Source organism: Gracilibacillus sp. JCM 18966, from assembly GCF_055392695.1.
The window spans coordinates 2,720,932-2,735,725 of record NZ_AP043883.1 but is presented as its reverse complement, the minus strand read 5'-3'; the positions used below and the strand labels follow the sequence as shown (position 1 = coordinate 2,735,725).

12 protein-coding genes and 1 other annotated feature (1 of these 13 cut by a window edge) are annotated in these 14,794 nt (G+C 37.0%); of the genes, 6 read left to right on the top strand and 6 right to left on the bottom strand.

Features of this window, described 5'->3' with window-relative positions:
- Window positions 1-51: 51 nt before the first annotated feature.
- From thiI to ACZ5N5_RS13035, 3 genes are all read right to left on the bottom strand, one after another.
- On the bottom strand, window positions 52-1,251 hold the full coding sequence (thiI, locus tag ACZ5N5_RS13045; protein ID WP_464372623.1) for a tRNA uracil 4-sulfurtransferase ThiI: 1,200 nt from the start codon (window positions 1,249-1,251) through the stop codon (window positions 52-54).
- A 5-nt stretch (window positions 1,252-1,256) separates the two neighbouring features.
- Window positions 1,257-2,399: a cysteine desulfurase family protein gene (locus ACZ5N5_RS13040; protein ID WP_464372622.1), complete on the bottom strand. Its 1,143-nt coding sequence runs from the start codon at window positions 2,397-2,399 to the stop codon at window positions 1,257-1,259.
- Between the two features lie 214 nt (window positions 2,400-2,613).
- On the bottom strand, window positions 2,614-4,317 hold the full coding sequence (locus ACZ5N5_RS13035) for a septation ring formation regulator EzrA (protein ID WP_054861399.1): 1,704 nt from the start codon (window positions 4,315-4,317) through the stop codon (window positions 2,614-2,616).
- Window positions 4,318-4,620: 303 nt separating this feature from the next.
- Between ACZ5N5_RS13035 and ACZ5N5_RS13030 the strand changes: the two genes are divergently transcribed.
- From ACZ5N5_RS13030 to ACZ5N5_RS13020, 3 genes are all read left to right on the top strand, one after another.
- Entirely contained in the window at window positions 4,621-5,100 is a 480-nt protein-coding gene (locus ACZ5N5_RS13030; RefSeq protein WP_054861398.1) for a GAF domain-containing protein, read from the top strand.
- Window positions 5,101-5,479: 379 nt separating this feature from the next.
- Window positions 5,480-6,082 carry a 30S ribosomal protein S4 gene (rpsD, locus tag ACZ5N5_RS13025; protein WP_054788238.1) on the top strand — a complete coding sequence of 201 codons (603 nt, stop codon included), beginning with the start codon at window positions 5,480-5,482 and terminating at the stop codon, window positions 6,080-6,082.
- A gap of 175 nt (window positions 6,083-6,257) precedes the next feature.
- The gene (locus ACZ5N5_RS13020; protein ID WP_464372621.1) at window positions 6,258-8,288 is read left to right on the top strand and encodes a BMQ_0737 family morphogenetic spore coat protein; all 2,031 of its coding nucleotides are present in this window, start codon (window positions 6,258-6,260) and stop codon (window positions 8,286-8,288) included.
- A gap of 104 nt (window positions 8,289-8,392) precedes the next feature.
- Here the strand turns inward: ACZ5N5_RS13020 and ACZ5N5_RS13015 are convergent, their stop codons facing one another.
- A complete protein-coding gene (locus ACZ5N5_RS13015; protein ID WP_054788272.1) occupies window positions 8,393-8,848 on the bottom strand; it encodes an ASCH domain-containing protein in 456 nt (151 codons plus the stop codon).
- A gap of 75 nt (window positions 8,849-8,923) precedes the next feature.
- On the bottom strand, window positions 8,924-10,357 hold the full coding sequence (locus ACZ5N5_RS13010) for an alanine/glycine:cation symporter family protein (RefSeq protein WP_464372620.1): 1,434 nt from the start codon (window positions 10,355-10,357) through the stop codon (window positions 8,924-8,926).
- A 384-nt stretch (window positions 10,358-10,741) separates the two neighbouring features.
- Between ACZ5N5_RS13010 and ACZ5N5_RS13005 the strand changes: the two genes are divergently transcribed.
- From ACZ5N5_RS13005 to cydS, 3 genes are read left to right on the top strand one after another with little or no spacing between them, the layout of a single operon-like run.
- Window positions 10,742-12,067, top strand: a complete 1,326-nt coding sequence (locus ACZ5N5_RS13005; RefSeq protein WP_464372619.1) for a cytochrome ubiquinol oxidase subunit I — start codon at window positions 10,742-10,744, stop codon at window positions 12,065-12,067.
- 2 nt (window positions 12,068-12,069) lie between these two features.
- The gene (locus tag ACZ5N5_RS13000) at window positions 12,070-13,086 is read left to right on the top strand and encodes a cytochrome d ubiquinol oxidase subunit II (RefSeq protein ID WP_464372618.1); all 1,017 of its coding nucleotides are present in this window, start codon (window positions 12,070-12,072) and stop codon (window positions 13,084-13,086) included.
- An 18-nt stretch (window positions 13,087-13,104) separates the two neighbouring features.
- The gene (gene cydS, locus ACZ5N5_RS12995) at window positions 13,105-13,191 is read left to right on the top strand and encodes a cytochrome bd oxidase small subunit CydS family protein (RefSeq protein ID WP_425454557.1); all 87 of its coding nucleotides are present in this window, start codon (window positions 13,105-13,107) and stop codon (window positions 13,189-13,191) included.
- Window positions 13,192-13,442: 251 nt separating this feature from the next.
- Here cydS and tyrS read toward each other — a convergent pair whose 3' ends face one another.
- Complete coding sequence (gene tyrS / locus ACZ5N5_RS12990) at window positions 13,443-14,717, bottom strand: tyrosine--tRNA ligase (RefSeq protein ID WP_464372617.1); 1,275 nt, start codon at window positions 14,715-14,717, stop codon at window positions 13,443-13,445.
- A gap of 50 nt (window positions 14,718-14,767) precedes the next feature.
- Window positions 14,768-14,794: a binding site (T-box leader), on the bottom strand; it runs 180 nt beyond the window's last position.

The window sequence follows — 14,794 nt, the reverse complement described above, 5'->3', positions numbered from 1 at the left end:
CACAATTTTTACTGGTATTTGTTGTTAATTAATTCAAAATAGTTATACATATTATAATAGATCACTCATGGAATCTTGGTGATGATTATTCGCTGCTATCGTAATAGTTTCTACGTTCTCAAGGATTTCTTCTATATCTTGTTTAAAATCTAATTGGCTTTCGAATTGTTCTACTTTTTCTAATCTTGGTTTTGTTTTCGGTGATTTTGGAACAAAAACAGTACAACAATCTTCATATGGTCGAATCGAAATGGGGTACATCTCGATTTTTTCTGAGATGTAAATAATCTCATCCTTGTCCATTGCAATAAGCGGTCGAATGACTGGATAAGAAGTAACAGCATTAATAGCGTGCATACTTTCCATTGTTTGACTGGCCACTTGTCCTAAGCTTTCACCTGTTATGAGCGAAAGTATCTCTTCTTTTTTTGCAACTGCTTCACTTATTCGCATCATCATTCTACGCATAATGGTCATGGAATACCCATGTGGAATTTCACGATGAATTTTTTGTTGCAATGCTGTAAATGGAATAACATGCACTTTAATATTACGACCATAAAAAGCAAGCTTTTCAGCTAGGTCTAACACTTTTTCCTTTGCTCTTTCACTTGTATATGGTGGTGAGTGAAAATGGATAGCCTCCAGTTCCACTCCACGTTTCATTGCTTGATAACCAGCTACTGGACTGTCAATACCGCCAGACAGTAATAATAAAGATTTACCTGCAGTACCTACTGGTAGACCTCCTGCTCCAACCACTTTTTCTGAGGTTAAGTAAGTTGCTTCATCTCGAATGTCAACTGTAATTTCCAGATCTGGATGATGAACATCTACTGATATATTCTCTGTATTAATTAATAAATGGGCACCTAATAATTGATTAAAATCCTGTGATCCAATCGGAAAATCTTTATTCGACCGCTTCGTTGAAATTTTAAATGTCTTAGCATTACTATTTTTTAAAAGGGCTAATGCCTCTTCCTTTATTGCTTTTTCTTCACTTGCCACTTTTATCGCCAAACTCATATTCTGGATACCAAAAATATTACTGCACCGCTCTATAATCGCTTCCTGATCTTCCCCATTTAAAACAATATACATTCTATCTCGTTTTGTCTGAATATGAATGTTGGGGAATGCTCGTAAAGCTACTTGGACATTCTTCATTAGCTGTGAAGTAAAAAGTTTTCGATTTCTACCTTTAAGAGACAATTCTCCATATCTAATAACAATGTGATCATATTGCATAATATCTACCTCATTACTTTACTTAGTTTTTCCAATACCTCTTGCAATTTCTCTACAAAAAAATCAAGTTCTTGTTGAGTTGTTTCATAGGATAAGCTTACACGAAGTCCTGACGTGCTAATATTATTTGCTTTACCACAAGCCACAAGAACAGCACTCTCGTCAGCACTTTTAGACGAGCATGCAGACTTTGTAGATATATATATTTCTGCTTCCTCTAGCGCATGGATCACCACTTCTGGCTTTAATCCTGGTACAGAAAAATGAATGATATGTGGGGCACTGTTTTCTTCTGGTGTGTTCAGAACACAAGATTCTAGATTGCTTATTTTTTTATATAAAAACATTTTAAGCCGTTCTAGATGATTTAAATGCTGTTCTCTGTCATTATTTACTAATCTCATTGCTTTCACTAGTGCTACAATACCTGGTAAATTTTCCGTTCCTGAGCGGAGGTTTGCTTCTTGTCCTCCACCATGATGTAAAGAGAATAATTTCGTGCCACCTTTAACGTATAGTAAACCAGTTCCCTTAAGTCCGTGTATTTTATGACCTGAAATCGTTAATAAATCAATCCCGCTTTGTTTAATATTTAAAGGAACCTTGCCAAATCCTTGTACATGGTCCACATGGAATAACGCTTTTGGATATTTTTTTAATACTTCTCCGAATCGTTCGATTGGTTGAATAGTTCCGATCTCATTATTGACATGCATAATCGAAACTAAGATGGTGTCTTCCCTTAATGAAGCTCTTAAGTCTTCTACGCATACTCTTCCATCTTGATCAACTGGCAAATAACTGATTTCAAAACCATGCTTTTCTAATGATCGACATGTCTCCAGTACGGAAGGATGCTCTATTTGTGTTGTAATAATATGTTTCCCTCTATTTTGATGCTCTAGTGCTACCCCTTTTATCGCAACATTATTTCCTTCTGTTCCTCCAGAAGTGAAAATTATTTCTCTCGAATCGACTTGTAAAATGGATGCTGCCTGCTTTCTAGACATGCGCAGTAATCTTTCGGCATCCATACCGAGGCCATGAATGGAGGATGAATTTCCAAAATATTGTAATGCTGCTTGTCGGAAGCTTTGGACTACTTCTTCTTTTGGTTTGGTTGTCGCACTGTTGTCCAAATAAATCATTTCTCAATCCCTCATTTATCAATATGCGTATTCTTATTTTGCTTCTCTTTCTTTTTTGTACTCTTTTCCTACAAAATTGACCTTATTTTATCATAATTCCTTTATCATTTATAGATAGAAGATTCATCAAATGATACAAATAGAAAAGATATCCCTAACGTTTCAGGAATATCTTCTCCCTATACCAAATATGAAGTTCTTTATGCCATTCTCTTTAACCTAACATTTCTTGATACCGCTCATCTAGCTCTTCTATTTTTTCCATAGCATTTGTATCCACCTGTTCCAGTGCTTTAATGGTCAATTCGAAGGCACTTTCGTATTTATAGTTACGGAACATTGCTTCTGCTTCCGATAGTTGAGAGGCAAGTTCGGGGTGTTTTCTTCGATATCGATTACCATATTGGATCGCAATTTCGACTAATCTTGCTTTATCAAGTATTTGATTCGTCTGATTGACAAAATTATTAACAGATTTATTTGCTTCTTCTAACGCATGCTGGACTTTCCCCATATCTAATGGGTGTTTTTGTAAATGCTGAATTACAAATTCACATTTTTCTGTTGCCTCTTCTAGCATGTTGAGAATACTGGAAGGAACACCAGGGATATTACTTTTATCTAATCGCTTATTCGTTTGGATTAATTTTTGTTTAATACTAGCAATATCATCCTTTGCTTCGATTTCATCTTTTCTTAGATCTCGAACCTTTTCTTTAAATTCAATCTGGGCTTTTTCAAGCTCGTCTACTTCCTCTTCAAAGAGGTCTAGTCTTTCTTTAATTTCGACATGATGACTTGTTTGTTCCTCATAATCCTTTTCCACTTGATGAAATTGATTTGTAATCTTTTCCAGCCATTTTTCCACACTTAAAAACATTTCTAAATCAGAAGATTCAATAAAATAGGTTTGTTGTAATTCATTTACCTCTTCTTTCATCTTTAAGAAATTTTCTTCAAGCTCCATTGTTTTTTGCTTTGCTTTCGGCAATTGATTCTCCACAATTGATTTTGATTTTTCTTCTTGTTCAAGCAAAAGTTCCATTTCATTTAAACGCTCTTCTATTTGCTCTAATGTCTCATTAATTTCCGCAGTTTCCGCTTTTTCTAATTCACGCATACTGTTTTTTAAAACAAGCTCATATTGTTTTAATTCTTTTTCAAAGCCGAATTGCTCCACTCGATATCCTTCTGCTTCCATTTCTTCCATATCTCGAATAAGCTCATTCATTTGATCAGGAATTTCCTTTCTGCATTTTCGGTAAATACTAGGAAATGCACTGATACGTTGTTCTATCTCTTCTAACTCTTCTTTTATTTGATCAATTTTTTGCTGGGCAGCTAAATAATTTCCGCCTTCCTCTAATTCACTAAACGATTGAAGCTCTTTTTCCATTTCTGTTAAGGTTGCTTCAAACATTATTTCCGCTCTTCCGAATTGTGTTCGATTATGGAGAAGATATTTTTTTAACTCTTTTAATTTAGGACTAACAATTTCGATTTGTTGGCGCGTATATTTTTCGGAATCCATTAGATGGTTTAAATCCTTGAAAATCTCTTCTATGTTTGCCTCGATTGACTGTAGCTTTTCCTCTATGTATTGCAGTCTTTTTTTAGCCGTCATTATTTGAAAACGATTGGCTGCTTCCTCGACATCCATTAAATCTTCTTCCATATCAGGAAGGGTTTCTGTTACAATAAGATCCCAGTTATTTTTCCATGCCTCGAATTTTTGTTGTGTTTCTCCTAGTAAATTTAGTTTTTTTACACGACTTAGTTCTTCTGTCACGTTTCTATTCATGATGTCAATTTTCCATTCCTCTAACCGATCGACATGGTCATATATCTTCCTTCGAAGAATTAATCCTAGAATTAATAGTGCGATTATTAAAAGTATAAACCCGATTAAATACTCCATACGATACCCTCCCAATGAACCCTGTCTATATAGTAACATAAATAAAATTATTTAATGATTATTTCAAGACTTTTGTATGTATCCTTTTCAAAACTTTTGTATATGTAAATAATATCATGTTTCCCCATGGTTTGGCGAAAATTTTAACAAAATTCTCTAGAATATTTTATTTTTTGACCTATTTCGGATAGACCAGAACTTTTCGGCTACAAAATTAACAGCACTTTGAAACGATTTATTTGTCACTTAAAGGCGAATATTGTATGATGATTAAAACTATTTGCATAAAGGAGTGGAGACTGCATGTTTCAAGCATCCCTCTATAATGGAGACAAAGAAAAGGACTACTCACTAGTAATCAAACAGTTAGATGCACTGCTTCAAGGCGAGCCAGATGTGATCGCCAACTTATCCAATGCTTCCGCACTATTAAATCAATTTTTAGATAATATCAATTGGGTTGGATTTTATATTTGGAAGGAAGATGAATTAGTACTTGGACCATTTCAAGGCTTACCTGCTTGTGTAAGGATTAAAAGTGGAAAAGGTGTTTGTGGAACAGCCATTTCCGAGAAAAAAACACAGCTTGTAGCCGATGTAAATCAATTCCCAGGCCACATTGCATGTGATGCAGCAAGTCAGTCGGAAATCGTTGTACCTATCCTTAAGGATGGAGAAATCTTCGGTGTTTTAGATATAGATAGTCCTACAACGAATCGCTTTGATGGAATTGACCAAAAGTACCTAGAACAGTTTGTACAAACACTGGAAAAATATATTTAATTTCTCTAGGGCATCAAAAACAATATTTTTTGTTTTTGATGTTTTTTTGTTAATATCTTTGGGTAAAGCAATGATCTTACAGAAATTCAAGCATTCTAGTATTGACTTTATCTGTCTAAAATCATATAATGGACTTTGTGTAAAAAAGGTAGCCTATGTGAACCGCCGGCTGACCATTTTGTTCCTTACAGCGGATCTTCAACTAAGTACCACCACGTCCTGTGGTGAACGTTGAAGCCACCACTTCCTGTGGAAATGAGGTGTATCACGTAACTCTCTGCTACTAGGGCGAAGGTACATGAAAACAAAATGGCTGACGAATGTAGGAACACACTGTCTTATTTTATGCAAATCTACTATATAAAGGAGAAGATGTACAATGGCTCGCTATACAGGTTCTGTATGGAAAAAGTCTCGTCGTCTTGGTATCTCATTAACAGGGACTGGTAAGGAGTTAGACAAACGCCCTTATGCACCAGGTCAACATGGACCTAATCAACGTCGTAAACTATCTGAATATGGTTTACAGTTACAAGAAAAACAAAAGCTACGTTTCATGTACGGAGTGAACGAACGTCAATTCCGTAACTTATTCGAGCGTGCTGGTAAAATGAAAGGTATCCATGGTGAAAACTTCATGATTCTTTTGGAATCTCGTTTAGATAACCTTGTTTACCGTTTAGGACTTGCTCGTACTCGTCGACAAGCTCGTCAATTAGTAAACCATGGTCATATTCTTGTAGACGGAAGTCGTGTAGACATCCCTTCTTATCAAGTAAAGCCTGGTCAAGTAATCGGTGTTCGTGAAAAATCTCAAAAGCTAGATATCCTCGCAGAAGCTATTGAGGCTAACACTTTCACACCAGAATACGTTTCTTTCGATGCAGACAAATTAGAAGGTACGTTTACTCGCCTACCAGAGCGTTCTGAGCTACCTGCTGAGATTAACGAAGCGCTTATTGTTGAGTTCTACTCTCGTTAATAAAATCGCATTGTTTAATTATAAAAGCTCTCAAGCCTTTCCAGAAGGTTTGGGAGCTTTTTTTATAATTTATTCGTAACCGAATTTCTAAAAAGGGCTTAATCATGATGAACAAAAACCCATTTTTTTAATAAACATATAACATGGCGATTTTATAAAAGTAGGTGATTAAAAGTTGAATCCTGAATTATGTAACTTATTAAACAGTGGTGGAACTGTAACTTGTTTCTTAGCAGACAGTGAGGGGAATCCTATTAGCCCCTTTGATGGTAATTCAAACTTATGTGGTGAGATTATATCTCCTGAAGGAAGAGAAAATGTATTCATCCAAGATGATATCACACTACAAAGAGTAAACATTCGTAAATCTGGATTTATCGTAGTTGAAGTATCAAACACTTTTGATACTTGTCGTTCGGAACCAATTCCTTTCTGTCAATTTGAACAAACACTTCTTTGTGCTCCAAATGGAACAGATATTGTTTGTAATATTACTGATTTCCAATGTAAGGCATTTATTCATTGTCAAGGTACTGAGTTTCAAGCTGTTGAAATCTTCTTGAAAATTTGCCAAGATGTAAAGGTAGTCCATGATGCTACGATTGAGTTAAGTGGTAGCCTTTGTAAGCCGAGAGAAGAAATAACACGTAGCTTTTGTGCACAAACACTACCACCTGAAAAATGTAATTATACTCATACCAAAGTACCACACGAAATTGTTCAGCCCTACAGTGAACGAATGGGATCCCAACAAGAAGAAACATTTTGTGTAAAAACAGAAAAAGTATTTGATTGGGTTGTACAACAGACTGATATTGAGATTCGTAGATCTGCTAATGAGGTAGATTTTATCTGTGATATTTGTACGATCGATCTATTTGTTCCAGCAGTAATAGTTTGTGAACGAACTATTTCTGGCATGGTTGTGTGTGACGGGGAACCTGTAGCCAATGCAGAAGTCTTTTTTACTGACTCCGATAATATTGTCTCATTTAATCCTGAACCTGCTATTACGGATGCTTTTGGTAACTTTGAAACCATTGTTACAGTTCCAGAAGGCACAGACCCAACTGATATTATGATTACAGCAGAGACAGTGGTTAACAATCAAGCATTATCTGTGACATTACCAACTACTGTAAGTTGTCCAGAAGAGGCTTGTATTCTCGAATTATTCGGAGAAGATACGATCAATTGTAATGGTAATGTCTCTGGAAACGTTCGGTGTGGAAATGAGTTTATTCCAGGTGTAGAAGTGACTCTCACTGCAGACCCAAATATTGTAGTATTCAATCCTAATCCAGCCTTAACTGGAGATGATGGTAACTTCTTCTCTGGCGTAACTGTGCCAACAGGTACACCACCAACAGAGGTAGAAATTACGGCTACAGCAACTGTTGATGGGCAGGATCTGGTTGATACCATTATTGTAACTGTTTCTTGTGAAGCTGATTGTGTATTAACACTAACAGCAGATCCTTTAATTACTTGTGAGGGAGAAATCTCTGGAACACTCGTTTGTAATGGTACACCTGTTGCCGGTGCGTCTGTGGAATTTAGTAATTTCCCAGCTATTGGTACATTTATTCCTAACCCTGCCATCACAGAAGCTGATGGTACCTTCACCACAACTCTTACGATACCTGAGGGAACTCCATTGACCTCCACTCTTGTAACTGCATCCACTACTGTCGATGGGGAAATAGTTGAAGGAAGCATTGGAATACAAGTAGAGTGTCCTGGGCCTGAGGAATGCCCTTGTAAATTCCGAATCGGAGTACAAGGTAACGCAGCTCCAGCGACTGTCAATGTCACCGTAGATGGTGAGCCTTCTATGTTTAATGGTACCATCAATGTGACAGCGATCGAATGTTTTGTTGCCGCTCCAATGTGTAATCCAGCAGTAGACAATTTCAACGTTAACTTTGGTGACAATGGTAATACCATTAACTTTATACAAGGTAGAAGAATTGAGATTGAATGTGAAGGCAATACTTTTGCACGAGTTCGTGGAACAGCAAATGCTACAGGCAATGTCTTACCAAATGGAGTATATGAAGTGACTATTACGTTAACCATTGGCCCTGGTAATATTGGTAACTGGACTGTAAATGCTACCGACATGAGTGGTAATACATTTACAACTGCCTTTTCTGCTGCTATAACTCCAATAACATTTATTGGTGATTGTGACGAAACACCTTAAAGTAATAACAGTTAGTTCATCTTGAAAAGTGCCTCCAAGTAAATTAGTATGAGTGGTATATCACCGTAACGATTACCACTCTTTTTTATGATGAAACGAATCCATTATTCCCCTTTTACATCGACCAATTCAAACCGTTCACAAACCAGAATGATATCCTCAGAAAATTCAAGATCATATCGACTTAATTCTTCTGTAAAGAACTCTATATGAACCCTTTTCCAATAATCGTAGGTTCTATCTCCCTCTCCTTCTGCTATGGCAAATTCCTCTGACACTTGATGCATCGGCATGATTTCTACTTCTGTTGTTCTAATAATTGCCACAGGCTCGTCTGTGCTGTTTAAAATAATGCTATAATCACCTACTGCTGGTAGCTGTTCCCCTTCTTTATCATATAAAATTTTTGCTGAGCAGGTTGCTGTTTTTATACCTTCCATAACGAGCTGTGCTAAATAATCAGGGTTTCCTCCAAATTGCCAGGCTGTTACGGTATGTTGATTTTCTACTGATTTTGATAAGGTATAGTGATCCCAATAACTCTGTGCCGCTTCATTCATTTCATATTCCTTCTCTCTCTTTGTTCTATTAAAAAAGAAGGCTTCCATTATAAAAGCCTTCTTTCTACTATACCATTATTTCGTTCCTTTTTGGTTATCCTGTGCTCCCCACCATGAGACGTTTTTCAAACCTTTAATATTTTTATAATGGAATACAGGATCTTTGCCTTCCTTTTTCTGACTAACATAATCATTAAGTACATTGATCGTTATTTTTGTTAGGAATAGGATTGCCACAAGGTTAACGACAGCCATCATTGCCATGAATAAATCTGCCATACTCCATACAATTTGGATCGAAGCTAAGGAGCCGAACATCACCATTGCTAAAACAATAAGACGATAGATTGTTAGTAATGTCTTGCTTTCTCTTAGATAGGCAATGTTTGTTTCCCCATAGTAATAATTTCCGATTACGGAGCTAAACGCAAATAAGAAAATCGTTATCGCTACAAAAATGGATGCCCATTCACCTACATGTGAGCTTAGAGCGACCTGTGTCAGCTGAATACCATCCTCTGATGCTTGATAAAAGCCATCATATAACACAATGATAAATGCAGTAATACTACAAATCACGATCGTATCAAAGAAAACAGCTAATGATTGTACAAGCCCTTGCTTTACTGGGTGATTGACACCAGCAGATGCAGCTGCATTCGGCGCACTACCCATACCAGCCTCGTTAGAAAATAACCCTCTTTTTATCCCGTACATCATAGCTACACCCATTGTTCCACCGATAGCTTCCTCCAGTCCGAATGCATTCTTGATTATCATCATGAAAACATCAGGTAGAGCCGTAATATTTGTGATCATTACATATAAACCAACTACTATGTAGATGATTGCCATGAATGGTACAATGACTCCAGCTATAGACGCAATTCGCTTAATTCCTCCAAATATAATAATGGCAGCTAAAACGACTAGAATGATCCCCGTCCAGATTGGATCAACATTGAATGCCTCATCCACAGCACCAGATATTGTATTCGCTTGCACGGCATTAAAGACAAAGCCGAATGTAATTGTAATTAAAATGGAAAATAAAATACCCATCCATTTTTGTCCTAATGCTTTTTCCATATAATAAGCTGGTCCGCCACGAAATCCGTCTCGATCAGGCACCTTATATACTTGAGCAAGTGTACTTTCCACAAATGCTGTTGCCATACCAATTAGTGCGACAACCCACATCCAAAATACAGCTCCAGGTCCACCAATAGCAACTGCTAATGCTACACCTGCTAAGTTACCAGTACCAACCCTTGAGGCGATCGAGATACTAAATGCTTGAAAGGCATTTGTTCCTCGCTTACCACTTTGCTCTACTGCCTCCTCACGAATAACCTTAAACATTTCTCCAAACAAACGAAATTGGATAAATTTTGTTCTAAGTGTAAAAAATAATCCTGCACCTATTAATAAATAAATAAGGACATAATCCCATAATATGAGGTTTCCCCATTCTACTATCTTGTTGAGTATTTCTTCTATCATACTCATTTTACAACACCTTCCCTTCTTTTCTCTCCAATATATACCCTATTTCCATTAAAAATATCATAAAACGTCAAAAGAGAATTTTTTTCACCCATATAACATTACCAATAGACCTTTACGATTTCAATAAGAAAGAATGGTATTATTACCAAATCTTGAAAAGGAATACCTGATTTGATATCCTCACTTAAAGGTATCCTATTCAATTAAGACGTATAATATTATCTTTTAAGCTGAAAATGAATAAGAAGGATGGGAAATGAAAAGAGGTTTTTACATGTACCAAAAGCATGAGCGGAAATTAGTCATTTTACTAGTGGTCATCGCTATTCTACTAGGTATTGCACTTCTGAGAAGAATTTTAATGGCATAAAGGGAGTTTTATTCATGGACAGTGTATTTTATAGTCGCGTATTAACGGAACTAACCCTCACCTTTCATATTATCTATGCAACGATAGGAGTTGGCATTCCTCTATTCATCTTTATGGCTCAATGGATGGGGATTAAAAAGCAGGATGAGCATTATATTCTCATGGCAAGAAGGTGGACAAGAGGATATATTATTACAGTTGCTGTAGGAGTTGTCACAGGAACAGCTATTGGGTTACAGTTGAATTTGCTTTGGCCAACCTTTATGCAGCTTGCAGGTAAGGCAATTGCATTACCCTTATTTATGGAAACCTTCGCCTTCTTCTTTGAGGCTATTTTCCTTGGTATTTATTTGTATACATGGGATCGTTTTAAGGATCAGAAGAAGCATATGCTTTTATTAATTCCTGTTGCGATCGGGGCATCTTGTTCTGCTGTGTTTATCACAATGGTAAATTCTTTTATGAATGCACCTCAGGGATTTGAAATGATGAATGGTGAATTCATTAATGTTCAACCATTAGTTGCCATGTTTAATCCCGCAATGCCGACAAAGGTTGCTCATGTGCTTGCAACTGCTTATATGACAGCTGCCTTTATACTAGCTTCTATTGGTGCTTATCGCATTATCAAAGGCTCTAATCATATCTACCATAAGAAGGCCCTCTTACTAACGATAAAGGTCGGTCTCGTGTTTGCCATTGCTTCAGCAATTATCGGGGATTTCTCAGGAAAATATTTAGCAGCCTACCAACCAGAAAAGCTAGCCGCTATGGAGTGGCACTTCGAAACAGAAGAAGAGGCTTCTCTTACTCTATTTGGCATTTTAACTAATGGTGATGAGATTAAGTATTCTATTGAAATCCCTTATGCCCTTAGCATTTTGGCACATGGGAATCCAACCTCCAAAGTGCTTGGATTGGATCAATTCCCAAAGGAAGATGTTCCACCGCTCTATATACATTATCTATTTAACATTATGGTCATGATCGGCATGTTCGTTGCACTAGTTGCCCTAATCTATATCGTAGGAAATTGGCTAAGGAAGAAATTTGTTTACAAAAAATTCTTTCTATGGACACTAGTCACGACAGGACCATTATGTATGCTCGCGATCGAGGCTGGCTGGTGGCTTGCAGAAGTAGGAAGACAGCCTTGGGTACTAAGAGGAATACTTAGAACAGAGGATGCGGCTACAACGAGTAATGATGTCGACATCATGCTATATCTCTTTATCGGCTTATACCTTCTATTAGGGATTGCGAGTGTCATTGTACTTATCCGTATGTTTAAAGCAAACCCAATCGAACGTGAATTAAGAGATCGAGAAGGTGGGGAGTAACCATGTCGTATGAATTAATTGGAATATCTGTTTTGTGGCTTTTCTTATTCGGGTATATTATTATTGCTTCGATCGACTTTGGTGCAGGTTTTTTTAATGCCTATAGTTTATTAACGAAAAAAAATCATATCATCAGTAATATTATCCAAAGATATCTATCCCCTGTATGGGAGGTTACCAATGTTTTTCTAGTTTTTTTCTTTGTCGGTATCGTCGGTTTTTTCCCATCCACGGCTTATTATTATGGAACTGTTTTACTCGTACCTGCAAGCTTAGGAATTGTATTACTTGCTATTAGGGGCTCGTACTATGCTTTTACGACCTACGGAAAGTTAAAGAGTCACTTTTGGACCTATTTATATGGATTTTCAGGTTTATTAATTCCTGCCTCCTTATCAATCGTTCTCACTATTTCTGAAGGAGGATTTATTGACAACACTTCAGCAGGGTTATCTCTAAATTATGTGGCACTATTTTTCAGTCCACTAACTTGGAGTATTGTCACATTAAGCTTAACCTCTGTTCTGTATATATCGGCTGTCTTTCTCACTTGGTATGCCAATGAAGCAAAGGATGAGCAGGCAACTGCATTATTAAGAAAATATGCGCTTATTTGGGCATTTCCTGCGATTATTACAGCAGGTGGAATTATAGTAGAACTCCGTGTCCATAATGAACTGCATTTTCAAAACATGCTCAATGTGTGGTGGATGTTTCTGCTATCTGGAATTTTATTTGCTGCAACTGTATATCTGATCTGGAAAAAAAGAAATTACGGGGTTGCTTTTTTGTTATTAATTGGTCAATTCTTGATCGCGTTCTTTGCTTATGGTATCTCCCATTATCCATATTTGCTTTATCCTTACCTAACTATTGCAGAGGGCTTTACAAATGAAGGAATGGCTATAGCATTAATTATCGCATTCATTGCTGGATTTTGCTTATTGTTACCTTCTTTATATCTATTACTTCGATTATTCTTATTTAACAAAAATTATGTTCAAGGAAAAATTAAGTAGTGGAAGGGGTGGTCTTACATGGATGATTTTATACATTTTTACGCTCCGTTTATCGTCATAGTGATTTCGATGATTTTTTCCTTTTGGTTTGTGAGTAAAGACTAGGGGCTGGGACATAACTAAACAGCAAGCGCTATAATCCGAACATTATTCTGCTTTAGCGTAGTCAAAATACGGAGACTCCTGTGGGAACAGCACGAGCTGAAGATCCACTTTGCAAAGCGGTTTTCTTTGCAAAGTTAGCTGAAGCCGTGCCCACGGAAAGCGGAGTATTTTGACGGAGCGGTATCCGAGCAGAAATATTAACGTTCGGATTTTCCTTTCTTTACTTACTCTTTCGTCCCAGCCTCTTGCTTTTATTTATAACGAATGAGGAAATATTTCTTCTTCCCTCTTCTTATAATGGTGAATTTCTCTTCGATTCGATCTGAGGCAGAAATTTGGTGCTCTAGATCTTGGTTTCTTTCTCCATTTATATAAACTGCCCCATTCTTAATGTCCTCACGAGCTTGGCGTTTAGAGGAAGAGATTCCAGCTGTTACGAGTAAATCGATTAAACCGATCTCTTTATCTTCTATGGCGACTGAAGGCACATCCTTAAAGCCTTGTTCTATTTCAGCAGCATTGAGACTTTTTAGTTCTCCACTAAACAAAGCATCGGTAATTTTTATCGCTTGGCTCAATGCTTCTTCACCATGAACAAGTTTTGTCATCTCTTCTGCCAACCGTTTATGTGGCACCCGTTTTTCAGGCGCTGTTTCTAATTCTTGCTCAAGAGCTTTTATTTCGTCCATATCAAGGAAGGTGAAATATTTGATAAAACGAATCACATCACGGTCGTCTGTATTGATCCAGAATTGGTAAAATTCATATGGAGAAGTTTTATCAGAATCTAACCAAACCGCTCCACCTGCTGTTTTTCCAAATTTTGTCCCATCACTTTTGGTGATCAGTGGGACCGTTAATCCGAAAACCTTAGCTTCTTCTTGATTTTTTTCAGATCTAGTACGTCTTATTAGCTCCATACCTGCAGTAATATTACCCCATTGGTCACTACCACCGATTTGCAATGTGCAATTTTCTTTTTCATATAGGTTCATAAAATCAATGGATTGTAAAATCATATAACTGAATTCTGTGAATGAAATCCCATTTTCGATCCTTGAATCGACAGAGTCTTTTGCTAGCATATAATTAATCCCAAAATGTTTACCGACATCGCGCAATACTTCTATAAATGTCATAGAATGAAGCCATTCATGGTTATTCCGAGCAACGGCACTGTTTTTTCCATTGTCAAAATTAAGAATACCTGCTAGCTGTGCTTTAATCCTATCACTGAATCCTTTAACAACCTCTTCACTGTTTAACGAACGTTCTGTCGATCTTCCACTTGGATCGCCAATTAAGCCTGTTCCCCCACCGATTAATGCAATAGGGCGATGTCCAGCTTGTTGAAATCTTTTGAGCATTAGAATCGGTAGCAAATGTCCAATATGAAGACTATCAGCTGTAGGATCAAACCCACAGTAGAGGGTAACGATATTATCTTCTAAATGTTGGCGAAGTCCCTCATCATCTGTTGTTTGTTGAATTAAGTCCCTTTGTTTCAGATCATCCAAAATATGCATGTATTTTCATTCCTCCTATTTTTATTCAATAAAAAAACTCCTCCCTCTAAATAAGGGACGAGATTATCGCGGTACCA

Excerpts from the sequence above, each read along its gene's own strand:
- tyrS (WP_464372617.1), bottom strand. The coding sequence starts at position 14,717 with ATGCATATTTTGGATGATCTGAAACAAAGGGACTTAATTCAACAAACA.
- ACZ5N5_RS13010 (WP_464372620.1), bottom strand. The coding sequence starts at position 10,357 with ATGAGTATGATAGAAGAAATACTCAACAAGATAGTAGAATGGGGAAAC.
- ACZ5N5_RS13040 (WP_464372622.1), bottom strand. The coding sequence starts at position 2,399 with ATGATTTATTTGGACAACAGTGCGACAACCAAACCAAAAGAAGAAGTA.
- ACZ5N5_RS13000 (WP_464372618.1), top strand. The coding sequence starts at position 12,070 with ATGTCGTATGAATTAATTGGAATATCTGTTTTGTGGCTTTTCTTATTC.
- ACZ5N5_RS13035 (WP_054861399.1), bottom strand. The coding sequence starts at position 4,317 with ATGGAGTATTTAATCGGGTTTATACTTTTAATAATCGCACTATTAATT.
- ACZ5N5_RS13030 (WP_054861398.1), top strand. The coding sequence starts at position 4,621 with ATGTTTCAAGCATCCCTCTATAATGGAGACAAAGAAAAGGACTACTCA.
- rpsD (WP_054788238.1), top strand. The coding sequence starts at position 5,480 with ATGGCTCGCTATACAGGTTCTGTATGGAAAAAGTCTCGTCGTCTTGGT.
- ACZ5N5_RS13005 (WP_464372619.1), top strand. The coding sequence starts at position 10,742 with ATGGACAGTGTATTTTATAGTCGCGTATTAACGGAACTAACCCTCACC.
- ACZ5N5_RS13015 (WP_054788272.1), bottom strand. The coding sequence starts at position 8,848 with ATGAATGAAGCGGCACAGAGTTATTGGGATCACTATACCTTATCAAAA.
- thiI (WP_464372623.1), bottom strand. The coding sequence starts at position 1,251 with ATGCAATATGATCACATTGTTATTAGATATGGAGAATTGTCTCTTAAA.
- cydS (WP_425454557.1), top strand. The coding sequence starts at position 13,105 with ATGGATGATTTTATACATTTTTACGCTCCGTTTATCGTCATAGTGATT.